The 22,690-nt window shown below is 74.0% G+C and carries 24 protein-coding genes and 1 riboswitch; of the genes, 14 read left to right on the forward strand and 10 right to left on the reverse strand.

Going from position 1 to position 22,690, the window contains the following annotated elements; translation table 11 throughout:
• Positions 1–17: 17 nt before the first annotated feature.
• A complete protein-coding gene (locus tag QSK00_RS20735; RefSeq protein WP_285593631.1) occupies positions 18–947 on the reverse strand; it encodes a lysophospholipid acyltransferase family protein in 930 nt (309 codons plus the stop codon).
• Between the two features lie 125 nt (positions 948–1,072).
• On the opposite strand from QSK00_RS20735, the gene QSK00_RS20740 reads away from it, so the two are divergent.
• From QSK00_RS20740 to QSK00_RS20750, 3 genes are read left to right on the forward strand one after another with little or no spacing between them, the layout of a single operon-like run.
• Positions 1,073–2,413, forward strand: coding sequence for an SAM-dependent methyltransferase (locus QSK00_RS20740; protein WP_285593633.1), 1,341 nt, complete (start codon positions 1,073–1,075; stop codon positions 2,411–2,413).
• On the forward strand, positions 2,410–3,234 hold the full coding sequence (locus QSK00_RS20745) for a DUF1295 domain-containing protein (RefSeq protein ID WP_285593635.1): 825 nt from the start codon (positions 2,410–2,412) through the stop codon (positions 3,232–3,234). Before QSK00_RS20740 ends, QSK00_RS20745 begins: the two co-directional genes overlap by 4 nt.
• A 9-nt stretch (positions 3,235–3,243) precedes the next feature.
• Positions 3,244–3,645 (forward strand): PPOX class F420-dependent oxidoreductase, encoded by a 402-nt coding sequence (locus QSK00_RS20750; protein WP_285593637.1) that lies wholly within the window; start codon positions 3,244–3,246, stop codon positions 3,643–3,645.
• 73 nt (positions 3,646–3,718) lie between these two features.
• On the opposite strand, the gene QSK00_RS20755 is transcribed toward QSK00_RS20750, so the two are convergent.
• Entirely contained in the window at positions 3,719–4,180 is a 462-nt protein-coding gene (locus tag QSK00_RS20755) for a peroxiredoxin (RefSeq protein ID WP_285593640.1), read from the reverse strand.
• 128 nt (positions 4,181–4,308) lie between these two features.
• Here QSK00_RS20755 and QSK00_RS20760 point away from each other — a divergent pair, with 128 nt between their 5' ends.
• The 5 genes from QSK00_RS20760 (at position 4,309) to QSK00_RS20780 (ending at position 8,566) form a co-directional block, all read left to right on the forward strand.
• Complete coding sequence (locus tag QSK00_RS20760) at positions 4,309–5,019, forward strand: alpha/beta fold hydrolase (RefSeq protein WP_285593644.1); 711 nt, start codon at positions 4,309–4,311, stop codon at positions 5,017–5,019.
• Between the two features lie 10 nt (positions 5,020–5,029).
• Positions 5,030–6,274: an NAD(P)/FAD-dependent oxidoreductase gene (locus QSK00_RS20765; protein WP_285593646.1), complete on the forward strand. Its 1,245-nt coding sequence runs from the start codon at positions 5,030–5,032 to the stop codon at positions 6,272–6,274.
• Complete coding sequence (locus tag QSK00_RS20770) at positions 6,271–7,017, forward strand: DUF1365 domain-containing protein (RefSeq protein WP_285593648.1); 747 nt, start codon at positions 6,271–6,273, stop codon at positions 7,015–7,017. Before QSK00_RS20765 ends, QSK00_RS20770 begins: the two co-directional genes overlap by 4 nt.
• A gap of 428 nt (positions 7,018–7,445) precedes the next feature.
• Positions 7,446–7,973 carry a GNAT family N-acetyltransferase gene (locus tag QSK00_RS20775; RefSeq protein ID WP_285593651.1) on the forward strand — a complete coding sequence of 176 codons (528 nt, stop codon included), beginning with the start codon at positions 7,446–7,448 and terminating at the stop codon, positions 7,971–7,973.
• A gap of 5 nt (positions 7,974–7,978) precedes the next feature.
• Complete coding sequence (locus QSK00_RS20780; RefSeq protein ID WP_285593653.1) at positions 7,979–8,566, forward strand: HhH-GPD-type base excision DNA repair protein; 588 nt, start codon at positions 7,979–7,981, stop codon at positions 8,564–8,566.
• A gap of 8 nt (positions 8,567–8,574) precedes the next feature.
• Here the strand turns inward: QSK00_RS20780 and QSK00_RS20785 are convergent, their stop codons facing one another.
• Positions 8,575–9,510 carry an NAD-dependent epimerase/dehydratase family protein gene (locus tag QSK00_RS20785; protein WP_285593655.1) on the reverse strand — a complete coding sequence of 312 codons (936 nt, stop codon included), beginning with the start codon at positions 9,508–9,510 and terminating at the stop codon, positions 8,575–8,577.
• A gap of 85 nt (positions 9,511–9,595) precedes the next feature.
• Here QSK00_RS20785 and QSK00_RS20790 point away from each other — a divergent pair, with 85 nt between their 5' ends.
• Both QSK00_RS20790 and cobF read left to right on the forward strand, forming a co-directional pair.
• Positions 9,596–10,048: a MarR family winged helix-turn-helix transcriptional regulator gene (locus QSK00_RS20790; protein WP_285593657.1), complete on the forward strand. Its 453-nt coding sequence runs from the start codon at positions 9,596–9,598 to the stop codon at positions 10,046–10,048.
• A 146-nt stretch (positions 10,049–10,194) separates the two neighbouring features.
• Entirely contained in the window at positions 10,195–10,956 is a 762-nt protein-coding gene (cobF, locus tag QSK00_RS20795) for a precorrin-6A synthase (deacetylating) (RefSeq protein ID WP_285593659.1), read from the forward strand.
• Here the strand turns inward: cobF and nicT are convergent.
• Entirely contained in the window at positions 10,939–12,027 is a 1,089-nt protein-coding gene (gene nicT, locus QSK00_RS20800) for a Nickel transporter NicT (RefSeq protein WP_285593965.1), read from the reverse strand. The genes cobF and nicT overlap by 18 nt on opposite strands.
• A 188-nt stretch (positions 12,028–12,215) precedes the next feature.
• Positions 12,216–13,085: a DUF6925 family protein gene (locus QSK00_RS20805; RefSeq protein WP_285593661.1), complete on the reverse strand. Its 870-nt coding sequence runs from the start codon at positions 13,083–13,085 to the stop codon at positions 12,216–12,218.
• Between the two features lie 62 nt (positions 13,086–13,147).
• Here QSK00_RS20805 and QSK00_RS20810 point away from each other — a divergent pair, with 62 nt between their 5' ends.
• The 3 genes from QSK00_RS20810 to QSK00_RS20820 are packed head-to-tail and all read left to right on the forward strand — an operon-like array spanning position 13,148 to position 16,432.
• Positions 13,148–14,656, forward strand: a complete 1,509-nt coding sequence (locus QSK00_RS20810; protein ID WP_285593663.1) for an ABC transporter substrate-binding protein — start codon at positions 13,148–13,150, stop codon at positions 14,654–14,656.
• A 16-nt stretch (positions 14,657–14,672) separates the two neighbouring features.
• Complete coding sequence (locus QSK00_RS20815) at positions 14,673–15,614, forward strand: ABC transporter permease (protein ID WP_285593665.1); 942 nt, start codon at positions 14,673–14,675, stop codon at positions 15,612–15,614.
• A complete protein-coding gene (locus QSK00_RS20820) occupies positions 15,611–16,432 on the forward strand; it encodes an ABC transporter permease (protein WP_285593667.1) in 822 nt (273 codons plus the stop codon). The genes QSK00_RS20815 and QSK00_RS20820 overlap by 4 nt, the downstream gene beginning before the upstream one ends.
• Here the strand turns inward: QSK00_RS20820 and metE are convergent.
• Positions 16,326–18,605 carry a 5-methyltetrahydropteroyltriglutamate--homocysteine S-methyltransferase gene (gene metE, locus QSK00_RS20825; protein WP_285593668.1) on the reverse strand — a complete coding sequence of 760 codons (2,280 nt, stop codon included), beginning with the start codon at positions 18,603–18,605 and terminating at the stop codon, positions 16,326–16,328. The genes QSK00_RS20820 and metE overlap by 107 nt on opposite strands.
• 116 nt (positions 18,606–18,721) lie before the next feature.
• A riboswitch (cobalamin riboswitch) is annotated at positions 18,722–18,929 on the reverse strand.
• 142 nt (positions 18,930–19,071) lie between these two features.
• Here metE and QSK00_RS20830 point away from each other — a divergent pair.
• The gene (locus tag QSK00_RS20830; protein WP_285593669.1) at positions 19,072–20,460 is read left to right on the forward strand and encodes a short-chain fatty acyl-CoA regulator family protein; all 1,389 of its coding nucleotides are present in this window, start codon (positions 19,072–19,074) and stop codon (positions 20,458–20,460) included.
• A 15-nt stretch (positions 20,461–20,475) separates the two neighbouring features.
• Here QSK00_RS20830 and QSK00_RS20835 read toward each other — a convergent pair whose 3' ends face one another.
• The 4 genes from QSK00_RS20835 to QSK00_RS20850 all read right to left on the reverse strand — a co-directional run bounded on the left by QSK00_RS20835 (position 20,476) and on the right by QSK00_RS20850 (position 22,630).
• A complete protein-coding gene (locus tag QSK00_RS20835; RefSeq protein ID WP_285593670.1) occupies positions 20,476–20,643 on the reverse strand; it encodes a hypothetical protein in 168 nt (55 codons plus the stop codon).
• A 36-nt stretch (positions 20,644–20,679) separates the two neighbouring features.
• A complete protein-coding gene (locus QSK00_RS20840) occupies positions 20,680–21,360 on the reverse strand; it encodes a zf-HC2 domain-containing protein (protein WP_285593671.1) in 681 nt (226 codons plus the stop codon).
• Positions 21,357–21,917, reverse strand: a complete 561-nt coding sequence (locus QSK00_RS20845; protein WP_285593673.1) for a sigma-70 family RNA polymerase sigma factor — start codon at positions 21,915–21,917, stop codon at positions 21,357–21,359. Before QSK00_RS20845 ends, QSK00_RS20840 begins: the two co-directional genes overlap by 4 nt.
• A gap of 89 nt (positions 21,918–22,006) precedes the next feature.
• Complete coding sequence (locus QSK00_RS20850; protein ID WP_285593675.1) at positions 22,007–22,630, reverse strand: DUF5134 domain-containing protein; 624 nt, start codon at positions 22,628–22,630, stop codon at positions 22,007–22,009.
• Positions 22,631–22,690 lie beyond the last annotated feature (60 nt).

The raw sequence follows: 22,690 nt of genomic DNA on the forward strand, positions 1-22,690 counted from the left end.
CCGTGCCCTGGCACGGATCAGTGCTCACCTGCCGGAGGCACTTCCCCGCGCAGGATCGCCAGCTCGTCGGTGACCCGGCCCATGATCCGGTCGGTCGCCTCCTGCAGGGCCTTCCGCTGCCCCTGCTTGCCGACCAGGTCGGCCAGCTCCACCGGCGCTCCGGCCAGCACCCGCAACGTGGCGCGCGGGACGAGGGTGCCGACCTTCGCCGTGGGCGGCAGCAGGTGGTTCGCCCCCCACTGGCCGACCGGGATGACGGGCGCCCCCGTCGCGAGCGCCATGCGCGCGATCCCGGTGTGGGCCTTCTGCGGCCAGCCGTCGGACTCGTGCGGGAAGCCGCCCTCGGGGTAGACCACGACGCACTCGCCGCGGTTGACCGCGTCCACCGCCGCCCGGTAGGCCTCGATGCCCGACGCCTTGCGGTCCACCGGGATGTGCCGGCCACCGCGCAGCGGCGCGCCCACGACCTTCATCCCCCACAGTTCCTGCATCGCGAGGAACCGCGGGATGCGTCCCTGCGCCATGCAGTAGGCGACGAGCACGATCGGGTCGACGTGCGTGAGGTGGTTGACCGCCACCAGCACCCCGCCCTGCTTCGGCAGGTTGCGGCCGCCGCGGAAGTCCCACCGCGCCACGGCCATGAGCACCGGCCACAGCACCTCGATGGCGAAGCCGTACCCGAAGCCGCGGTCGCGTCGCGGCATGAGCAGCCAGATCAGCAGCTTGCGCCACAGCCGCATCGGACGACCCGGCGGCCGCCGGTCGTGCCCCTGCGTGATCCGCCGCACCGTCGGGTGCGGGCGCGGCTGCTCCGCGTGCTGCGGGGCCTCCGGCCCGGTCCCGACGGCCGGTCCGCCCGCCGGTTCGCCCGCCGGATCGGGCGGGGGTGCGGCGAGGGGGGACGGGCCCTCCTCGGGAAGGGGAGGCTGCGGCGCCTGGGAGGACATGCCCCGGATCATGTCGTGTCGTTCGCGGTGCCCGCATGAGTAGTTCTCCGCGGCACGCCGCACCGAACCGTCGGCGGCGCTGCCCCGATGATCCTGCCGAGGTCGATCGAACAGCAGGAGGACGTATGGCAGGCGCAGCGACCCGGGTGGTCCGGGCGGCGAGCAGGTTCGTCGAGGGGCAGCTGCCCGTCCGGATCCGCGCGTGGGACGGCAGCGAGGACGGCGCCGCCCGGGAGTCGGGCGCCCCCGTCGTCGTGCTGAGGCACCGCCGCGCGCTGCGGCGGCTGCTGTGGCAGCCGGGCGAGATGGGCCTGGCGCACGCCTACGTCTCCGGCGACCTCGACGTCGAGGGCGACCTCGGCGAGGGCCTCACCGCGATGTGGGGTCTGGTCCGCGACGGGGCGGTGAAGCCGCGCAAGCCCGGCGTCACCGAGCTGCCCGGCCTGATCGCGAGCGCGGCCCGGCTCGGCCTGCTCGGCCCGAGGCCCGCGCCGCCGCCCGAGGCGATCCGGCTGCCGCGGTTCGCGAAGCTGCACTCCAAGCTGCGCGACCGGGCGGTGATCCACCACCACTACGACGCCGGCAACGACTTCTACGAGCTCATCCTCGACCGGAACATGGCCTACTCGTCGGGCTACTGGACCGACCTGTCGGCGCCGGTGACCGACGAGAACCTGGTGGCGGCGCAGGACGCCAAGCTCGACATGATCTGCCGCAAGCTCGGGCTCGGGCCGGGCTCGACGCTGCTCGACGTCGGGTGCGGCTGGGGCTCGCTGCCCATCCACGCCGCCAAGCACTTCGGCGCGCACGTGCGCGGCGTGACGATCGCGACCGAGCAGCGCGACCACATCAACCAGCGCATCCGCGCCGAGGGCCTGGCCGACAAGGTGCAGGTCGACCTCGTGGACTACCGCGACGTGCCGACCCGCATCGAGGGCTACGGCGAGTTCGACGCGGTGTCGAGCATCGAGATGGGCGAGCACGTCGGCGACGGCAACTACCCGACGTTCGCGTCGATCCTGTTCGGCGCGCTGCACCCGGGCGGGCGGGCGCTCGTGCAGCAGATGTCGCGGCGCCCCGGCGACCACCCCGGCGGCGGCCCGTTCATCGAGACCTACGTGACGCCGGACATGGTCATGCGGCCGGTCGGGGACACCCTGACGCTCCTGCAGCGGGCCGGGCTCGAGGTCCGCGACGTCCATGTCATGCGCGAGCACTACGTGCCGACCTGCCGTGCCTGGATCGCCACCCTGGAGGCGAACTGGGACCGCGCGGTGGCGCTCGCCGGCGAGCGCGGCGCGCGGATGTGGCGGCTCTACCTCGTCGGCGCGGCACTCGCGTTCGAGGAGAACCGGATGGGCGTCGACCAGATCCTCCTGACCCGACCCACGGCGACCGGTCGGTCCGGGATGCCCGCGACCCGTGCGACGTTCGAACCGGCGCCGGTGGGTATTCCGGCGTCATGAGCTTCGACTGGGCGGCCGCCGGCATCCTGCTGGCGGTCGCCGTCGCCGTCGTCGTCGTGACCTTCGCGGTGACGCTCCTGGTGGCACGCGCGGTGGGGAAGCACTCGGTCGTCGACGTGACGTGGGGGCTGGGGTTCGCCCTGATCGCGGTGTCGGCGTACGTGACGTCGGGGCTGCTCGGCGTCGGGAACGGCACGGTGCGGCTCGTCGCGCTGCTGCTCCCGGTGATCTGGGGCCTCCGGCTGGCGATCTACATCGGCTGGCGCAACCACGGCAAGGGCGAGGACCCGCGCTACTCCGAGATGCTCGGCGAGGACCACGCGCCGGGGGCGACCACCTGGACCGTCGTCCGCAAGGTCTACCTGACCCAGGCCGGCGTGCAGCTGGTCGTCGTGCTGCCCGTCCTCGCGGCGATGGTGCGCACGTCGACGGAGTCCGTGCTGCTGGTGCTCGGCGCGCTCGTGTGGCTGGTCGGCTTCTTCTTCGAGTCGGTCGGCGACGCCCAGCTCGCCCGGTTCAAGGCGAACCCCGACAACAAGGGGAAGATCCTCGACTCCGGCCTGTGGCGCCTCACCCGGCACCCGAACTACTTCGGCGACTTCTGCGTGTGGTGGGGCATCTTCCTGGTGGCGGCCGGGCACCCGGCCGCGCTCGTCAGCGTCGTCGGGCCGGTGCTGATGAGCTACCTGCTCATCAACGTGACCGGCAAGGAGCTGACGGAGAAGGGGATGTCCGACCGGCCCGGGTACGCCGAGTACGTCGAGCGCACCAGCGGGTTCTTCCCGCTGCCGCCCGGTTCCGCCCCCGCCCGCGCGACCTAGGAGTCTCCCGTGACCACGCTCCCCGACGCCCTCGTCGAGCTGCTGCGCCGACCGGCGCCCTGCTTCATCGCCACCCTCATGCCCGACGGGTCGCCGCAGATGACCGAGACGTGGGTCGACACCGACGGTGAGCACGTCGTGGTGAACGTGGTCGGCGGCATGCAGAAGGCGCGCAACGTCGCCCGCGACGCCCGGGTGGCGCTGAACGTCGCCGACCCCGACCAGCCGGCGCGCTACTACGGGATCCGCGGCCGCGTGGTGGAGACGACCACGGAGGGCGGCAAGGAGCACATCGAGGAGCTCTCGCAGCGCTACCTCGGCCGGCCCTACCCGAACTTCTCCGGGAACCCCGACGAGACGCGGGTGATCCTCCGGATCGCTGCGGACTCGATCCACTCGCCCATGGGGTGAGCCCGGCCCCGGAACGAGCGAACGGCACTCTCGCAGCGTCGGTGTGCGCGAGAGTGCCGCTCGTCCAGGACGCTCAGTTCTCGCGGCGCTTGCGCAGCGTGGCGAGGGCGGAGTCGGCGTGCTCGTCGAACTTCATCTCGCCCGTGATCACCTCGAGGACCGTCCGGTCGGTGTCGATCACGAAGGTCTTGCGCTTGATCGGCAGCACCGGCAGCCACGAGCGCTTCGCGTCGAACTTCTTCGCGACCTCGCCCTTCGGGTCCGAGAGCAGCGGGTAGTCGAACGAGTTCGCCTGGGAGAACGTGTGCTGCTTCTCCACCGAGTCCGCGCTGATGCCCACCCGCTGCGCGCCGACCTCCGCGAACTCCGTCGCGAGGTCCCGGAAGTGGCAGCTCTCCTGCGTGCACCCGCCCGAGCTCGCGAGCGGGTAGAAGAACAGGACCACCGGCCCGTTCGTCAGCAGCTCCGACAGCGTCCGGGTGGCCCCGGTGTCGTCGGCGAGCGAGAAGTCGGGCGCGGTGTCTCCGGCCTTCATCAGTGGGGTCCCCTTCGTGACGTCGGGTGTCGGTGCGCGTTCGATTCCGATCCTCCCGCGGTTCACCCGTGATCCGGACCTCACGGTCGCACCCGACCCGGCGTCGGGAAGGGGCCGAAGATGGAGCCATGACCCTTCCCCGGCTGGAGCCGGCCTCACCCCACGGGGACGGCCGTGCCGGTGTCGTCCTCGTGCTGCACGGCGGCCGGCCCGACGGGCACCAGGGCGCGGGCGGCTTCCTGCTCTCGCACGTGCGGATGGTGCCGTTCGGGCAGGCGGTCGCGCGGACCGGCGCCCGGCGCGGCGTGGAGACCGAGCTGCTGCGCTACCGGGTGCGGGGCTGGAACGCCCCCGACCTCGACCCGGTCGTCGACGCCCGGTGGGCCCTCGACGAGCTCCGCCGCCGCCACGGGCGCGACGTCCGGGTGGTGCTGGTCGGACACTCCATGGGCGCGCGGGCCGCACTGCGGGTGGGGGACGACCCGAACGTCGTCGGGATCGCCGCCCTGGCCCCGTGGATCGAGCGGAACGAGCCGTGGCAGCACCTGCGCGGGCAGACGCTGCTCGTGGCGCACGGCGACCGGGAACGGATGACCGACCCGCGCGCCTCGTTGTGGTTCGCACGTCAGGTCTCGACGATCAGCGACCGCGTCGCCCGGTTCGACGTCCACGGTGACGGCCACGCGATGCTGCGGCGCGCGGGGGAGTGGCACGGCCTCACCGCCCGGTTCGCCCTGGCGGCGCTCGGTCTCGAACCGTTCGAGCCCGCCGTCGCGAACGCGATGGCGGTCGGTGCCCCCGAGGGCCTGTCCGTCCCGCTCTCCGCCTCGACCGTCTGAGGAGTCGCCCGTGTCCCGTGACCGTGTCGCCGTGATCGGGGCCGGGGTGTCCGGCCTGACGGCCGCCTACGTGCTGCAGCGGGCCCACGACGTCACGCTCTTCGAGGCCGAGTCCCGCCTCGGCGGGCACGCGCACACCCACGACCTCGCGAACGTGAGCGTCGACTCCGGCTTCATCGTCCACAACCACGCGACCTACCCGAACCTCATCCGCCTGTTCGGCGAGCTCGGGGTGGCCACGCAGGACTCCGAGATGTCGATGAGCGTCCGCGACGAGTCGAGCGGCCTGGAGTACGCCGGGGCCCGCGGCGCGGCCGGCCTGTTCGCCCAGAAGCGCAACCTCGCGAACCCGCGCCACCTCGCGATGCTCGCCGAGGTGCTGCGCTTCCACCGGGCCGCCCGGCGGACCCTCTCCGGCCACACCGAGCTCGCCGAGGAGGTGACGCTCGGCGAGTTCCTCCGGGCGCACCGCTTCTCGCGGTACTTCGTGGACACGTTCGCGGTGCCCGTCGTGTCGGCGGTCTGGTCGTCGGGCGCAGAGCTGTCGATGCAGTACCCGGCGCGCTACCTGTTCGCCTTCCTCGCGAACCACGGGCTGCTCTCGGTCGGCGGCTCGCACCAGTGGAAGACCGTCGTCGGCGGCTCGGCGCGCTACGTCGAGAAGGCCGCCAAGGGCCTGTCGGCGGTCGAGGTGTCGACGCCGGTGCGTTCCGTCGCGCGGGCGGGCGAGGGCTTCGAGGTCCGTGACGACGCGGACGTGGCGCACACGTTCGACCGGGTCGTGATCGCGACGCACGCGCCCACCGCGCTGTCGATGCTCGCCGCGCCGACGGCCGACGAGCAGGCCGTGCTGGGTGCCTTCGAGTACTCGGCCAACGAGACGTGGCTGCACACCGACAGCTCGATCCTGCCGAAGGCCCCCGCGGCCCGCGCGTCGTGGAACCTGCTGCGCGTCCCCGGCGACGACCGCGTGCTGGTCAGCTACGACATGACCCGGCTGATGCGTCTGGACACGCCCGAGACCTACGTGGTCACCCTCAACGCCACCGACCGCGTCGACCCCGCGACCGTGATCGCGAAGATGGACTACGAGCACCCGGCCTACACGCCGGCATCGGTGACCGCGCAGCACCGGCTGCCCGGGCTCAACGACGGCCGGATCGCGTTCGCGGGCGCCTACCACGGCTGGGGCTTCCACGAGGACGGCTGCGCGTCGGGTGTGCGCGCGGCCGCCTCGCTCGGGGTGGAGTGGTGACCTCGGAGGTGACCTCGCTGTACGAGGTGCTGGTCGAACACCGGCGCTCGCAGACGCTCGAGGACGCGTTCACGCACCGCATGTACCTGTGGCTGGTGGACCTGGACGACCTGCCGTCGTTCCCGGGGGTCTCCTTCCGCGGCGCCGACCACCTCGGCGACCCCGCCCGCACCATCCGCGAGAACCTCGACGCGTTCCTCGCGGCGCAGGGCCGGGAACGCCCGGCCCGCGTGCTGATGCTCGCCCACCCCCGGACGTTCGGGTACGTCTTCAACCCGATCTCGCTGTACTGGGCCTACTCCGCGACCGGCGCGCTGAGTGCCGTCGTCGCCGAGGTCCACAACACCTACGGCGGCCGGCGCCACTACCTGCTCGACGTCGACGACGCCGGGCGCGCCCGCGTGGACAAGGACTTCTACGTCTCACCGTTCTTCCCCGTCGACGGCGAGTACCGGATGAAGGTGCCCGAGCCGGGGGAGACGCTGTCGGCCACGGTGGTGCTCCGCCGCGAGGGTCCCGACGGCGAGCTCGCGACGGCCTTCGTCGCGACCATGCGCGGGACCCGGCGGGCGGCCACCCGACGAGCGGTGCTGCGTGCGGTGCTGCGGCACCCGCTCGTCACCCACCGGGTCTCGCTCGCCATCCGCCGTCGGGGGATCTCGCTCTACCTGCGGGGGCTGCCCGTCGTGAAGCGGACCCCGGCCGACGTCGACCGCGGGCTCGGGCAGCTCGAGCGGGTCTGATCTCTGCGCGTCGCGCACACACTCGGGCCGGTGGACGGACCGGTCCTGGCGACCCCTGCGCGTCACGCACACGTCTCCGGATCGAGGACGTCCCGCGTGACCGCGAGGTGCACGTGGGGCAGGTTCACGGGTTGCCTGGCATGCCTGGTGTGCACTTCGCGAACGGGGCGGCGGGCCTGGCGTTCGCGAGGTGCACGTGGGGCAGGTTCACGGGTCGCGCGGCATGCCTCACGTGCACCTCGCGGAGGCGCGGGCCCCGAATTGCGGGAGTGTGGGCTCGATGCGCCGGGGCGGCCAGGTCGATCGTCGACCCTTCTCGGATGTGTGCGGGACGCGCAGGGGTCGGCCGGATCGTTGGGCCGAGTCCCCGAAGTGTGTGCGGGACGCAACCCTGTCTCGACGGGTTCCGCGGGCGCAGACTGCGGGACGTGACCAGCGCCCCGCTCACGATCCGTCCCGCCGTCGCCGAGGACGTCGACGCCCTCCTCGAGCTCGTCCACGCCGCGTACCGGGGGGAGGGCGGCGCGAACGGCTGGACCACCGAGGCCGAGCTGATCGACGGGCCGCGCACCACCCGGGAGCTGCTCGCGGCCGACCTCGCCGACCCCGCCATCCACCTGCTCGTCGCCGGGGACCACGACGGGTGCTGCGCGGTCACGCACCGGGCGGGGGAGGAGGTCGCGTCGTTCGGGATGTTCGCGGTGCGCCCGGGACAGCAGGGCACGGGGCTGGGCAAGGCGCTGCAGGCGGCGGCCGAGGAGTACGCCCGCGGGGCGGGGGCCACGACGATGGAGCTCTGCGTCATCGACCGGCGCGCCGAGCTGATCGCCTGGTACGAGCGGCGCGGCTACGTGCGCACCGGGGAGAGCCGGCCGTTCCCCCACGGGGAGCCCGGCGTCGGGTTCCCGCGCGACGACGACTTCCGGTTCGCGGTGCTCCGCAAGCCCCTAGGCTGACGGTCGTGGCACCGCAGCTGACCCTCGCCCAGGACCCGGAGGCCGACGAGGTCCTCTCGCAGAATCCGCTCGCGCTGCTCATCGGGATGGTGCTCGACCAGCAGTTCCCGATGGAGCGCGCGTTCGCCGGGCCGGCGCTGCTCACCGACCGGATCGGGGAGATCACCGCCGAGAAGATCGCGGACTACGACCACGACGAGCTCGTCGCCGCCTTCACCGGCCCGCCCGCGCTGCACCGGTACCCGAAGTCGATGGCCGAGCGGGTCCAGGCGGTCTGCCGGGCGATCGTCGAGGACTACGGCGGCGACGTCACGCGGATCTGGACCGAGGCCGCCGACGGTCGCGACGTGTTCCGGCGCCTCAACGCCCTGCCGGGCTGGGGGAAGATGAAGGCGCAGATCTTCACCGCGCTCCTGGGCAAGCAGCTGGGGCTCGACGCCGACGGGTGGCGCGAGGCGGCGGGGAACTACGGCGACGAGGGCTCCCGACGCTCCATCGCCGACGTCGTCGACCAGACCACGCTCGCCGAGGTCCGCGACTTCAAGCAGGCCCAGAAGAAGGCCGCGAAGGAGAAGGCCGCCGCGAAGGGCTGACCAGCGCCTCAGCGCTCGTGCCCGGCGCGGAGCCAAGTCACGTAGTCGGCGGCGGCGCTCGCCGTGTCGTACTCGGGGACGTAGCCGGTGTCGGCGTGCAGCCGGTCGATCGCGAGCGCCGACCCCGTGGGCTGCGTGCCGCCGGGCAGGTCCAGCTCGGCGTCGGGGGCGACCTGGTGCAGGGCGGCGATGACGTCGGCGTTGGTGGTGACCCGCCCCGAGGCGACGTTGTACGTGCGGTGGGCCAGGGACTCGGTGAGCTGGAGCAGGGCGATCGCGCGCCCGGTGTCCTTGACGTAGCAGAGGTCGAGCCCGTCGGAGAGGTGCGGTTGCCGGAGCAGCCCCCCGAGGTCGAGAGGTGTCCCGGACGCCGCTGCGTGGACGAGGGCGGGCGCGGCGAAGAACGGGTCCTCGTGACCGAGCGGGCCCCAGGTGCCGGAGATACGCAGGTTCACCATCTCGACCCCGGTGGCCTCCTCCAGCTGCTCGCCGAGGAGTTCGGCGATCTTCTTCGCGCGCGGGATCGGGTGCGGGGCGCTCAGCGGGACCGCCAGGTCCTCGGTGAGCGGCCCGGCGGGCTCGAGCCCGCCGTACACGCCGATCGTGCTGGCCAGTCCGACGCGGCGCACGCCCCACTCCCGGGCCACCCGGGCGACGTTCAGCAGCCCGTCGAGCACCCGCCCGGTCGCGCCGAGTCCGTCCTCGTCGTGGTGGTCGTACCCCGCGAGGTGGACGATCCCGTCGACCGGGTTCCGGCGCCCGATCTCGCGCAGCCCCTCGAGGTCCGCGACGTCGCCGCGCTCCATCACCACCGGCAGGTCCGCGAGGGCCGGTGGGACGACGCCGGCCCGGCGGGAGAGCAGCACGCAGGTCGCGCCGCGCTCGTGCAGGGCCCGGACGGTGTGCGTGCCGATGAAGCCGGTGCCGCCGGTCACGAGGATCATGTCGACCTCCTGGTCGTTCAGCTGAGCATTTGCTCTGCCGATCATCAGTAGTGCTGACGATCAGCGTAGGCGGTACTCTCCTCTCATGTCGAGAGCGGAGCGCGTCAGTGGGGTGCGGGCGCACGACGACGTCCTCGGCTACCTCCTCAAGCACGCGCACCTCGCGCTGGAGCAGCGCTCGGACACGGCCCTCGGACCGACGGGTCTGACGTCGAGGGATCTCGGGGTGCTGCGTGTGATCGCCGGTGGCGTGGCGCGATCCCAGCAGGAGGTCGCGGCCCTGCTCGGGGTGGACCGGACGACGATGGTCGCGCTCGTGGACTCGCTCGAACGTCGTGGGATCGTCGTCCGGCGTCCCGCGGAGCACGACCGACGTCGCAACGTCGTGGCCCTGACCGGAGCCGGCGAGGACCTGTTCGACGAGGCCGAACGGATCGCGACGGCGACGGAGGCCGCGTTCACCGCGGGGCTCGACGCCGGGGATGCGGAGCAGTTCCGCCGGGCCCTGCGTGTCGTCCTCGCGCCCGACCGGAGTTGACCCGAAGCCGTATCGACGATGAGCACGATCGGCGGTGGCCGGCGGGAGGTGCGGCTGCACCGGCGCGTCCGCGCCGGCCGACGTCGGCCACCGCCGCGCCTGACCCGGGTACCGGCCGCCCCGCCGCCGTGCGGTGGGATGGATGCATGCGCACCGTCCACGTCGTCGGCATCGGAGCCGGCTCACCCGGTCACCTCACGCTCGACGCCGTCGAGACGCTGGAGGGGGTCGACGTCGTGCTCCTCCTGCACAAGCGCGGCGCCGCCGACGAGCTCACCGACGCGCGCACCGCGATCGCCGAGCGCTTCGCCCCGCAGGCCCGCGTCGTCCGCCGTCAGGACGCGCACCGCGAGCGCGGCACCACCGAGGAGGGGCGCTACCTGCAGACCACGCAGGAGTGGCGCGACGAGCGCCTCGCGCTCTACGAGGAGCTCATCTCCACCGAGGTTCCCGACGGCGGGTCGGTCGCCCTGCTGGCCTGGGGGGACCCCGGCATCTACGACGGCACGGTCGACACCGTGGAGCGCATCGTCGAGCGCGGGAACGTGGAGATCGCGTGGACGGTGGTCGCCGGGATCTCCGCGCCCGCGGCCCTCACCGCCGCGCACCGCGTGACGATGACCCGGACGGGACGACCCGCCGTCGTGACCCCCGCACGGCAGGTGATCGCGGGCACGCCCGCCGAGCGGGCCGACCTCGTCGTCATGCTCGACGGCGCCGACCAGCACGGGGTCGACGCCCTCGACGACGACGCGACCGTCTACTGGGGCGCCTACCTCGGCACTCCGGACGAGACGCTGATCAGCGGACGCCTGGGCGACGTCCGGACCGAGATCCTGTCCACGCGCGCGGAGCTCCGGGCGCGCAAGGGCTGGATCATGGACACCTACCTAGTCCGCCGGGACTGACTTCAGGCCCTTCTCCCAGCGCTCCTCCACCCGGCCGAACCGCCAGACGACGAGGGCGACCACCCAGGCGAGGACGAAGAGCCCGACGATCCAGAAGCCGACGTCGTCGAGCGGGAGGTTCGCGACCCAGGCGAGCGGCCCGTCCTGGATGTCCAGCTGGTCGGTGAGGATCGAGATGAGCTCGATCAGGCCGATGACCAGCGCGACGACGACGGACAGCGACGTGATCGTGATGTTGTAGAAGACCTTGCGCACCGGGCGCATGAAGGCCCAGCCGTAGGCGAAGCACATGAACGCGCCGTCGAGGGCGTCGAACAGGCTCATCCCGGCGGCGAACAGGATCGGCAGCACGAGCACCGCCCACCAGGGCAGGGTCGCGGCCGCGGCGCCGCCGGCGAGGACGAGCAGCGAGACCTCGGTGGCGGTGTCGAAGCCGAGGCCGAACAGCACGCCCACCGGGTACATGTGGCCGGGTCGGCGCACCGCCTTCGTCACCCGGCCGAGGAAGCGGTTCATGAAGCCGCGCTCGTCGAGGTGGCGCTCGAGCTCGGCCTCGTCGTAGTCGCCGTGGCGCATCCGTCGGAAGATCCGCACGATGCCGATCAGCACGACGAGGTTGATCACGCCGATCAGGATCAGGAACACCCCGCTGACCGCGGTGCCGATCAGCCCGCCGATCACCTTGAGCGGCGAGTCGTCGTCACCGATCTCGCTCGTCACGGCGCGCACGCCGAGGCCGAGCAGCAGCACCAGGACGAACACGATCGTGGAGTGGCCGAGGGAGAACCAGAACCCGACCGTCAGCGGTCGGGGGCGGCGCTCGTCGTCGGTCCGGTCGGCCAGCAGCTTGCGGGTGGTGTTGTCGATCGCCGCGATGTGGTCGGCGTCGAACGCGTGGCGCATGCCGAGCAGGTAGGCGGTCAGCCCGAGGCCCAGGCCGAACACCCCGGCGTCGCCGAGGTCGTAGTTGTTCGGCGCGATGAAGACGGCGAGGACGCCCCAGCCGACGACGTGCAGCAGGAGCACGGCGGCGGTCATCCCGGCGACGGACAGCTTCTCCGGCCGCGACATCGCGAGGCGTCGCGTGCGGGTGGGGGCGGTGGCGGTCACGAGCCGGGAGAGTCCCCCGTCCGGGTCACAGATGCAATTAGCCTGCAGCTGGTCATGTCCGGCAATGACACCTGGTGTGCGTGGTGTCCGGAAAATCGGGCCCTGATCACCCGGTCGACCCCTGCCCGAAGTGGCAGTCGGCCGGCGGCTCAGCGGGGGAGGCGCTCGCCCACCCGCCGGCCCCGGCGCGTGGCGGTGTCCATCACGGCGGGTGCAGGCGCGCCACGCCGCGCGGCCCGGGTCGCGGCGAGCTCCGCGGGATCGCCGAACGCCTCCATCGCCGCCTCGAAGGCGGCGTCCGCGGCTGCGTCCCACGGGTGCGCCCGGCCGAGGGCGTCCCGGCGCGGGTGGGGCGGGAAGACCGAGGCGACCGGGACCTCACCGTCCGGGATCGGGTCGGTGGCGGCGTGCGTACGGCGGTGGGCGAGCAGGTCGGGCAGCAGGTGGGTGTTCGGCCCGAGCGGGCTCTCGCCGTCCGGCGGCGGGATCGGGGTGCACACCTCGACCCGCGCGACGGCCGTGCGGAACACCCGCGTGGCCCCGCTCGCGACGATCGCCCCCACCAGTGGCCCATCCAGGGCCGACGCTCGGGCGCACCGGTCGACCAGGGCCCGGTCGTCGGTGCGGATGCACGCCTCGAGGTGGGCGACGCCGAGGCCGAGATCGACGAGCGTGCCGGGGGCGACGAGGGGATCGGGGTCGTCGCCGAGCACCGTGACGGCGGTCCGGGCCGGTCCGGCCGCCCGGTCGGCGGGTAGGCACAGGGCGACGGCGTGGGTCCAGTCGTCGGTGCCGACCGGCCGTCGCCACGCGCGGGGCGACAGCGTCCCGTGGTGCAGGTCGAGCCGCAGCGCGCCCTCGTCGCAGATCGCGGTGTGGCGGCCGGGGGCGTGCTCGACGGTCACCGTGACCCCGGGCGGGCGCAGGAACTCGGCGGTCGCCCCGAAGGTCCCGACGGCGAACCCGGCCAGCGGGTCGTCGACCCAGCCGGTGACGAACTCGTCCAGGAGGCTCTGCACGCGACCAGTGTGACCGAGGCGGTGGGTAAAAGGTTCATCAACTAGTGAGATGATCTCCGATTGTGAGAGCCCTGGCCCCGGTCGTCCTCGTCCTCGCCCTCCTGCTGTCCGCCTGCGGGGGAGGCGCGCCCTCAGCCGACGGGGACGGGACCGTCGCGGTCGCGCTGCAGTTCCCGCCCCGCGCCGGCTACGCCTTCGACGCCGACGACGGCGGGCTCCTGACGAAGCTCGGCGTCGCCGAGCCGCTGGTCGCCCTCGACCCGCAGGGCAACGCGGTCCCGGGCCTGGCCACGTCGTGGACCCAGGACGGCACCTCGTGGCGGTTCACCCTGCGCGACGGCGTGACCTTCCACGACGGCGCCCGCCTCGACGCGAACGCCGTGGTCACGGCACTGACCCACGTCCTCGGCCGGCCGGCGCCGCCCCGCGCGATCACCGACATCGGGCTGCAGGTGGCCGCCGAGGGACCGATGACGGTCCGTGCGACGACCACCGTGCCCGACCCGGTGCTGCCGCTGCGCCTGAGCTCGGGCGCCACGTCCATCCTGTCGCCGGCCGCGTACGGGACGGGACAGCAGCCCTCGCCGGTGAACACCGCGACGGGCCCGCTGCGGATGACGGAGATCCGCGGTAGCGAGGGCGCGACGCTGATGCGGTTCGACGGCTACCGGGGCGAGCGCGCGCGGGCCGCCCGGGTCGACGTCCGCTACGTCATCGACCCGCAGACCCGGGAGCTGGCCCTGCGCGCCGGCGACGTCGGGTTCGCCGAGGGCCTGCCGGAGACCTCGCGGGCCGGGCTGGCGGCCGACCCGTCGGTGACCTTCAGCGAGTTCCCCTCGGCGCGCACGATCCTGCTGCAGCTCAACCAGTCCGCGCCGCCCTTCGCCGACGTGCGGGTCCGCAAGGCCGTCACCGCGGCGCTCGACCGGAACGTCCTCGCGAACCAGGTGCTCGGTGGCTCCGCGCTGCCGGCGTCGGACCTGTTCGGCCCGGCCGTGCCCTACGGCTCCACCCAGGCGCCGCCCCCCGCCGACGTCCCCGGGGCGCAGGCCCTGCTCGCCCAGGCCGGACACGGCCCGCAGAACCCGCTGCGCGTGCGGCTGTGGACCTTCCCCAACCGTCCGGAGCTGCCGGTCCTCGCGCAGGCGATCGCCTCGCAGCTGCAGGCCGCGGGTGTCGCCACCGACATCACCATCGGCGAGTACGACGCGCAGGAGCCCGAGGTGCTCGCCGGCCGCTACGACATGTTCCTGAACTCCCGCAGCTACCTCTCGGACTATCCCGACGCCGCGAGCACGCTGACCTCGGACTACACCTCCGGCGGCTCCTACGCGATCGACGGGTACCGCTCTCCGGCCTTCGATGCCCTGGTGGGGCAGCTGGGCACGGTGACCGACACCGCGGCACGGGCGCGGATCTACCGGCAGGCGGCCGGGATGCTGGTCACCGACGCGGTGGGGGTGCCGATCGTGCACCCGCGCAACACCGCCGCCGAGAAGGGCGTCACCGGCTTCGTCCCCGACCCGCTCGACCTCCGGCCGGTGCTCCCGGTCCTCGCCCCCGCCGGGTGACCGGTCTCCTCCTCCGGTGACTCTCCCCGTCGCTGCGCTCGCCCTCAGACGCCTCCTGCTCGTCCCGCTGGTGCTGCTCGCCGCCTCGGCCGTCGTGTTCGGTCTGCCGCGGCTGCTGGGCGGGAACGTCACGCGGTCGGTCATCCGGTCGCGCAGCCTCGCCTCGGCACCCGATCCGGCGGCGGAGGCGCGGCTCGCGGCCGAGCTGGGGCTCGACCGGCCGCTGCGCGACCAGTACCTCGCGTGGCTCGCCGGTGCCCTGCGCGGCGACCTCGGGCGGTCCTTCACGACGCGGGCCCCGGTCGCCCCGCAGGTCCTCGGCGCGGCCGGGGTCTCGGCCACCCTCGCCGTACTCGCCCTCGCGGTGGCCCTGGCGGTCGGGCTCCCCGCCGGAGTGAGCGCGGCGGACCGGCCGGGGCGGGTGGCGGACCGCGCCGTCGACCGGGTCGGGTCCGTGGCGCTGGCGGTACCGGAGTTCGTGATCGGGCCGGCGCTCGTGCTGGTGCTCGCCGTGTGGGCCGGGTGGTTGCCCGCCCTCGGCTGGGGCACCGCGGACCGGGCGGTCCTGCCCGTGCTCACGCTCGCACTCTTCCCGGCGGCTCTCGCGGCCCGGCTGGTCCGGGCCGAGACCCGGGTCGCGCTCGCGCACCCGTCGACCGTCACCGCCGTCGCCAAGGGGCTGTCCCGACGGCGGGTCCTCGCGGTCCACGTGCTCCCGCGCTCGCTGACCGCGGTGCTCGCGGAGGCCGGGCCGTTCCTGGCCGGCACGCTCGGCGGGGCGGTGGTGGTGGAGGTCGTCTTCGACGTGCCCGGGCTCGGGCGGACGCTCGCGGAGGCCATCGGCTCCCGCGACCTGCCCACGATCCAGGCGGGGGTCGTCGTCGTGCTCGGGGTGGCGATGCTGCTGACCCTCGCCGCCGAGCTCGCGAGCCGAGCGCTGGACCCGAGGCTGCGGTGAGGGTCGTCGGGCTGTTCGCCCTCGTGGTGCTCGGCGTGCCCGCCTGGCCCGCCGAGGCGACGGACTTCGCGAACCGGCTGGACCCGCCGTCGGGAAGGCACCTCCTCGGGACCGACCAGCTCGGGCGGGACGTGCTCGCCCGGGTGCTGGGCGGCATCCGGTGGACGGTCGGGCTCGGCCTGGTCGCGGTCGTGGCGAGCCTGGTGGTCGGCCTCGTGGTGGGCCTCGGGACGGGGTGGCTCGACGGGACGAGGGCCCGGGTGGTGGCGACGCTGGTGCAGTCGGTGGTCGACCTCGTCGTCGCGCTGCCGGCGTTGCTGGTCGGGCTGCTCGTCGCGGCGGTGCTGGGGCCGGGGGTCGTGCCCGCGGTGATCGCGCTCGCGGTGATGGGGTGGGCTCCGTTCGCCCGGCTCGCACACCGGCTGACCGTCGCCGCCCGGGCCGAGGACTGGGTGCTCGCGGCCCGATCCCTCGGGGCCGGGCCGGTGTGGATCCTCCGGGTGCACGTGCTGCCCGCGATCGCCGGACCGGTGCGGGAGGCGTTCACCGCCCGGTTCGTCGGGGCGGTGCTGACCCTGGCGGGCCTGTCGTTCCTGGGGCTCGGGGTGCAGCCGCCGACGCCCGAGTGGGGCGCGATGCTCGCGGAGGGACGGACCTACGCGTTCGTCGCGCCGTGGCTCGTCGTGGCGCCGGCGGCCGCGGTGGTGCTGGTCAGCGGCCTGATGAGCTCCGCGCGTCGACCGCGGCGTCGACCATGGCCCGCAGCGTGGGCTCGACCTCGGCGTAGCCGCGGGTCTTCAACCCGCAGTCGGGGTTGATCCACAGCCGGTCGTCGGGGACCGCGCGGCGGGCCTCGGCGATCAGCTCCGCGATCTCGTCACGGGTCGGCACCCGCGGCGAGTGGATGTCGTAGACCCCCGGGCCCACCCCGCGGGAGTACCCGACCTCCGCCAGGTCGGCGAGGATCTCCATCCGGGAGCGGGCCGCCTCGATCGTGGTGACGTCGGCGTCGAGCCCGTCGATCGCGTCGATGACGTCGCCGAACTCCGAGTAGCACAGGTGGGTGTGGATCTGCGTCTCGTCCGCGGCGCCGCCGGTGGCGAGCCGGAACGACCCGACGGCCCAGTCGAGGTAGGCACCCCACTCCGACCGGCGCGGCGGGAGCAGCTCACGCAGCGCCGCCTCGTCGACCTGGACGATGCCGATCCCGGCGGCCTCCAGGTCGGCGATCTCGTCGCGCAGCGCGAGGGCCACCTGGTCGGCCGTCTCGCCCAGGGGCTGGTCGTCGCGGACGAAGGACCACGCGAGGATCGTCACCGGGCCGGTCAGCATGCCCTTCATCGGCCTCGCGGTGAGCGACTGCGCGTATCGCGCCCACTCGACGGTCATCGGCTGCGGGCGCGAGACGTCACCGTGCAGGATCGGCGGGCGCACGCACCGCGAGCCGTAGGACTGGACCCAGCCCAGCCTCGTCGTCGCGAACCCGGGCAGGGTGTCGGCGAAGTACTGGACCATGTCGTTGCGCTCGGGCTCGCCGTGCACGAGGACGTCGAGTCCGAGGTCCTCCTGCAACCGGACCACGCGCTCGATCTCGGCCTGCATGCGCACGGTGTAGTCGGCCTCGTCGAGTCGGCCCGCCGCGAAGTCGGCCCGCGCCCTGCGCACGTCGGGGGTCTGCGGGAACGAGCCGATGGTCGTCGTCGCGAGATCGGGCAGCCCGAGGCGGTCGGCCTGGGCCTTGCGACGCACGTCGTAGGCGCTGCGGGTGCGGTCGGCGGCCTCCACCTCCCGCACCCGGTCGCGGACCGCCCGGTCGACCTCCGCGCGTGGCAGCGCGGTCTCCGCCGAGACCGCGTGGCGCAGATCGTCCGAACCGTCGGCGGTCAGGGCACGACCGAGCAGCGCCACCTCGGCCACCTTCTCCCGGGCGAAGGCGAGCCGGGCGGCGACGGAGTCGTCGAGGGCGTCCTCGACGGAGACGTCGTAGGGCACGTGGAGCAGGGAGCAGGAGCTCGAGACGGCGAGGTCACCGACGCCGCCGAGCACCGTCGCCAACCGGGACAACACCCGCGGCAGGTCGGCACGCCACACGTTGCGGCCGTCGACGACGCCCGCGACCAGGGTCGTGTCGCGCAGACCGGTCGTCGAGGGGACGCGGTCGACGAGGCCGGGTGCGGTGACCAGGTCGAGGGCGACGCCCTCGACCCCGGTCCGGGTGATCACGTCGAGCGCCCCGGCCGGGTCCCCGTAGGAGAAGACCGTGAGGATCCTCGGGCGCCGCTCGAGGGCGGCGAGGCGCTCGTAGGCCCGTCGCAGCCCCTCGAGTTCGACCTCCGTGCGGTCCTGGACGAACGCGGACTCGTCCAGCTGCACCCACTCGGCACCGGCGTCGGCCAGCTCACCCAGGAGCTCGGCGTAGACCGCCACGACGTCGTCGAGGCGGCTCAGGGGCGCGAATCCCTCCCGGGCGCCGTCGGCGGGCTTGGCCAGGAGCAGGTAGCTCACCGGACCGACGAGGGCGGGACGGCCCCGCACCCCGGCATCGACCGCCTCCCGGAAGAGGTCGACGGGCGTCCGCCCGGCCAGCCGGAACGTCGTGTCCGGGCCGATCTCGGGCACGAGGTAGTGGTAGTTGGTGTCGAACCACTTCGTCATCTCCATGGGCGGCGCGGAGGCCGTCCCGCGGGCCATGGCGAAGTACTCGTCGAGCGCGGTGCCGGCCCGCGAACCGTCCGGCCGGAAGCGCGGGGGGACGGCGTCGAGCAGGGCCGTCACGTCGGCGACCTGGTCGTAGAACGAGAACGTGCCGGTGGGCTGGGAGTCCAGCGCCGCGAGGTCCGCGCGGGTCCCGGCGCGGATCTCCGCCGCGACCGCCTGCAGGTCCTCGGCGGACGACGTCCCGGCCCAGTACGACTCCAGGGCCTTCTTCAACTCGCGGCGTGGTCCGATGCGCGGATATCCCAGGACCGTGGACCCGATGGGGGCTGACACTCGCTCTCCTCCTCGTGAGACGGCGTCGGCCCGGGGGCGGGGCAGGAGGAGGCGACGAGGCGCAGGTGCGCACCCGCGACCGTCCCACGAGGTCCCCGAGCCGCGCGGGCCGGATCTCGGCGCGCGCACCGGTGGCAGGTCTTCGGACTCGTGGGCGTCGTCCTCGCTCCTACCGGCCGTCGCTTCCCGGACCGGGGTCCAGTGCTCGGTGACGGCTCTCGTTCCCACTCACCGCTGCGGGGCAGTCCCGGAGTCGCACCGGGTTCCCTGTTGCCACGACCTCGGCCGGTGAGCCGAGGTCGAACCACCAGCGGGACGGACGCTAGCGACCCGTCGTGGCGGAGGCATGTGTCCCGCCTCATGCGTTCCCGACGGCAGGTGCGCTGACCTGCGATGCCACATCCGGCCACATCGGGCGCGCCGGTTGCCAATGGTGCAAAGCCTCATCGTCTGCTGAGATGACGCGATGGCGAAGACCTTCGTCGGCGCCCGGCTGCGTCGGCTCCGGGAGGAGCGACGACTCTCCCAGGTCGAGCTCGCCCGGCTCCTGGAACTCTCGCCCAGCTACCTCAACCAGATCGAACACGACGCACGCCCGCTCACCGTGCCCGTCCTGCTGCGCCTCACCGAGGCGTTCGGAGTGGACGCCTCCTTCTTCGCGGTGCGGGACACGGCGCGGCTGACCGCCGAGCTCCGGGAGGCGGTGGCCGACGAGCTCGAGGCCGGCGCGGTGAACGCCGCGGAGGTCGCCGACCTGGCCGAGCGGATGCCCGGCATGGCCCGGACCCTCGTCGAGCTCCGGGCGCGGCTGGAGCGGCTCTCGACCGCGGTCGGACGGAGGGAGGACGATGGCCGGGCCCCGACCGCCCACGAGCAGGTCCGGGACTTCTTCTCCCGCCATCGCAACCACGTCCCCGCGCTCGACGAGGCGGCCGAGCGGCTCGCCGGTGAGATCGGCGTCCGGGCGGGGGAGACCCGGGCCGCCCTGGTTCGGCGGCTCACCGGGCGGCACGGCGTGCGGGTGCAGGTGGGGGCCCTCGACCAGGAGCTGCACCGGTTCGACGCCGAGGGTGCGGTCCTGCGGCTGGCACCCCACCTCCGACCCGGTCAGCGCGCGTTCCGGGTCGCGACGGTCATCGCCCAGCTGGAGTTCGCGGACCTGATCGAGGCCGAGGTGGCGGACGCGGCGGAGCTGACCGACCCGGACAGCCGTGCGCTCGGCCGGATCGGGCTCGCCCACCACGCGGCGGCCGCCCTCGTGCTGCCCTACCGGGCGTTCCACGGGACGGCCGAGCGGGTGGGGTACGACCTGGAGCGGCTGGCCGACCACTTCGGGGTGGGTTTCGAGACGGTCGCGCACCGCTGCTCGACGCTGCAGCGCCCGTCGCTGCCCGGCGTGCCCTTCGCGTTCGTGCGGGTCGACCGGGCGGGCAACATGTCCCAGCGGCAGTCCGCGACCGCGTTCCACTTCTCCCGCGCCGGGGGGACCTGCCCGCTGTGGAACGTCTACGAGGCGTTCGCCTCCCCGGGCCGGGTCCTGACCCAGATCGCGGAGATGCCCGACGGCCGGCGCTACTTCTGGATCGCCCGGACGGTGTCGAGACGGCGGGGCGGCTGGCACACGCCGACGAAGACCTTCGCCGTCGGGCTCGGCTGCGAACTGCGCCACGCCGAGCGGCTCGTCTACTCCGCCGGGCTCGACCTGACCGACCGCTCGCGGGTCCAGCTCATCGGGAGCGGCTGCCGGACCTGCGAGCGCCTGGACTGTCCGCAGCGGGCCTTCCCGCCGCTCGGGCGGGCGTTGGACCTCGACGCCGACCGGTCGACGTTCGTGCCGTATCCGGTGCGTCCCTGAGGTGGTGCCTGCGGCTCACGCGCGCGGCGGACGCACGGGCGTCGGAGGCGTCGCCCGCAGCTCCAGTGCCGGCAGCTCGCCCGACCAGTGGAAGGCCGCCTCCCGCGACTCCCACCCGCAGCGGCAGTGCCCCCGCGGATCGATCCGGTGGCCCGGGGCCTCCTCGCGCACGTTCACCGTCATGAATGCCAGTAGAGCGCTGTTGCCAGCATCAGGCAACTAGGCGGCGTCCCGACGACGGGTCCGGTCGGGTCGGCGCTCCCGGTCGCCCGGGGCGGTCGACGGCGGGCGGTCGGCCTCCGGTCGCGGGGCCGGGGCGGGCTGCCGTCCCAGGTAGAGCGCGAGCGCGAAGCCGACGACGACGAGCCCGTGCGCGAGGATCCGTGCGGGTTCGACCCGGCCCGCCACCAGGTCGACCGCGCTGAGCGCCCCGAGCACGAGGATGAAGGCCCCGAGCACGGGCAGGAGCCCCGCCACGTGCCGGACCCAGCGGGCGCCCGCGAGGAAGGCGACTCCCAGGGCGAGGTTCCAGGACGCGGACTCGTGGCCCATGTGCGCGAGGTCCGCGCCGAGCATCGCGCCGTCCCCGTGGTCCGTGGTGCCGGTGAGGGCCAGCACCCCGAGGACCAGTTGCGCGACACCGACGACGGCCAGACCGACCCGGGCGACCCACGGACCCCGGCGGTGCCGTGGGGCGGCCGGCAGCACGAGGGCGACGAGGTCGGGCCCGGGGTCGGCCGGCGCGGTACGGGCGGAGCGGGTGACGACGACGGCGCTCTCCCGCCACCGTCGGCACGCGGCGCAGCTCGCCAGGTGGGCCTCCAGGGCCGCGCGGCCGACGGCGTCGCTCTCCCCGTCGAGGTCGGCCGAGATCTCCTCGCGGCACTCCTCGCAGGTCATCCGCGGGTCTCCCGCACCGACGCGCGGGTGTCGGCCGTGAGGGCCTCGACCAGGTCGGCCCGGGCCCGGGCGACGCGGGAGCGGATCGTGCCGATCGGGCAGTCACAGACGGCGGCGGCCTCGGCGTAGCCCAGCCCGACGACCTGGGTGAGGACGAAGGCCTCCCGGCGGTCGGGGTCGAGGGCGTCCACGGCCGCGCGCAGTGCCACCCCCTCCGCGACGTCGCCGTCGCGTGGTCGGCCGAGTGGTTCGTCGGCGTCGTGCAGCTCGACCGGGGTGGAGGGGCGCCGGGCGGAGCGGCGCAGGTGGTCGGCCGCGACCCGGCGGGCGATGGAGAGCAGCCAGGTGCGGGCCGGCGCCTCCCCGCGGAAGGCGGGCAGCGCGCGGAAGGCGCGCTCGTAGGTCTCCTGGGCGAGGTCCTGCGCGACCCCCCGGTCGGAGAGGTGGGTCAGCAGCCGCCAGACCTGCTGCTGGGTCAGCTCGACGAAGCGTGCGGCCGCGGCCCGGTCGCCGTCCCGGGCGAGCTCGGCGGCCCGGGTCACGGCGGCGTCGTCCACGTCCCGCACGGTAGCCCGGTGCTCCCGGGACCCGCCGTGAGCACCCTCGCAGCAGCCCGGGGGAACTCCCGGTGTGCCCGCGGCGACGCCTACATCGCGAGCAGCATCCCGGCCATGCCCAGGCTCATCAGCAGGTGGCAGCCCGCGTCGAGGCGGGACCCGACCGTCGCGACCACGGGGCGCGCGGCCACCGCCACCGACCCGGCGTCGGCGAGGACCGCGGGGGCGCACCCCTCGCCCGGCACCGGACGCACGATCCGGACCAGCCAGAAGGCCGCGGCGGCGAGCGAGACCACGACGAGGACGAAGGTCACGGCACCGGTCGGGAACGGCATCGCGCTGCCGCCGTGGTGGTGGCTCCCCGCGTCGTCGCCCGAGGCCATGAGCGCCGGCATGGCCGCGAGCATCCACACCATCGTCGCGGACATCGCCGCGTGGTAGGCCTCGACGTGGCGCTCGTGGCCGGCCGGCAGCAGGAGACGGCGGACGAACCAGACCGTGAGGACGCCGAACGCGACGACCTCGAGCACCCCGCCCGTCACGCCCCACGTCATCGCGAGCATCCCGAGGCTCATCAGCAGGTGAGCGAGTTCGCCGACGCGACTGCCGTCCCGGTCGCGGGTCACGAGCAGCTGGGCGATCCGGACCAGGGCGTAGCCACCGGTCACCAGGAAGATCGCCGTGAACACGAGGGTCGCGCCGGGGGAGAACACGGGGGGACAGTCGCCGCGGGCACCTCCCGGGTTCCCGGGAACTCCCGGGGCGTCGGCGGC

This window comes from Actinomycetospora sp. NBRC 106378 (assembly GCF_030269685.1).
GTDB lineage: Bacteria > Actinomycetota > Actinomycetes > Mycobacteriales > Pseudonocardiaceae > Actinomycetospora.

Coding starts and splice junctions, on each gene's coding strand:
- QSK00_RS20735 (WP_285593631.1), bottom strand. CDS start 947: ATGTCCTCCCAGGCGCCGCAGCCTCCCCTTCCCGAGGAGGGCCCGTCC.
- QSK00_RS20740 (WP_285593633.1), top strand. CDS start 1,073: ATGGCAGGCGCAGCGACCCGGGTGGTCCGGGCGGCGAGCAGGTTCGTC.
- QSK00_RS20745 (WP_285593635.1), top strand. CDS start 2,410: ATGAGCTTCGACTGGGCGGCCGCCGGCATCCTGCTGGCGGTCGCCGTC.
- QSK00_RS20755 (WP_285593640.1), bottom strand. CDS start 4,180: ATGAAGGCCGGAGACACCGCGCCCGACTTCTCGCTCGCCGACGACACC.
- QSK00_RS20760 (WP_285593644.1), top strand. CDS start 4,309: ATGACCCTTCCCCGGCTGGAGCCGGCCTCACCCCACGGGGACGGCCGT.
- QSK00_RS20785 (WP_285593655.1), bottom strand. CDS start 9,510: ATGATCCTCGTGACCGGCGGCACCGGCTTCATCGGCACGCACACCGTC.
- QSK00_RS20790 (WP_285593657.1), top strand. CDS start 9,596: ATGTCGAGAGCGGAGCGCGTCAGTGGGGTGCGGGCGCACGACGACGTC.
- cobF (WP_285593659.1), top strand. CDS start 10,195: ATGCGCACCGTCCACGTCGTCGGCATCGGAGCCGGCTCACCCGGTCAC.
- nicT (WP_285593965.1), bottom strand. CDS start 12,027: ATGTCGCGGCCGGAGAAGCTGTCCGTCGCCGGGATGACCGCCGCCGTG.
- QSK00_RS20830 (WP_285593669.1), top strand. CDS start 19,072: ATGGCGAAGACCTTCGTCGGCGCCCGGCTGCGTCGGCTCCGGGAGGAG.
- QSK00_RS20835 (WP_285593670.1), bottom strand. CDS start 20,643: ATGACGGTGAACGTGCGCGAGGAGGCCCCGGGCCACCGGATCGATCCG.
- QSK00_RS20840 (WP_285593671.1), bottom strand. CDS start 21,360: ATGACCTGCGAGGAGTGCCGCGAGGAGATCTCGGCCGACCTCGACGGG.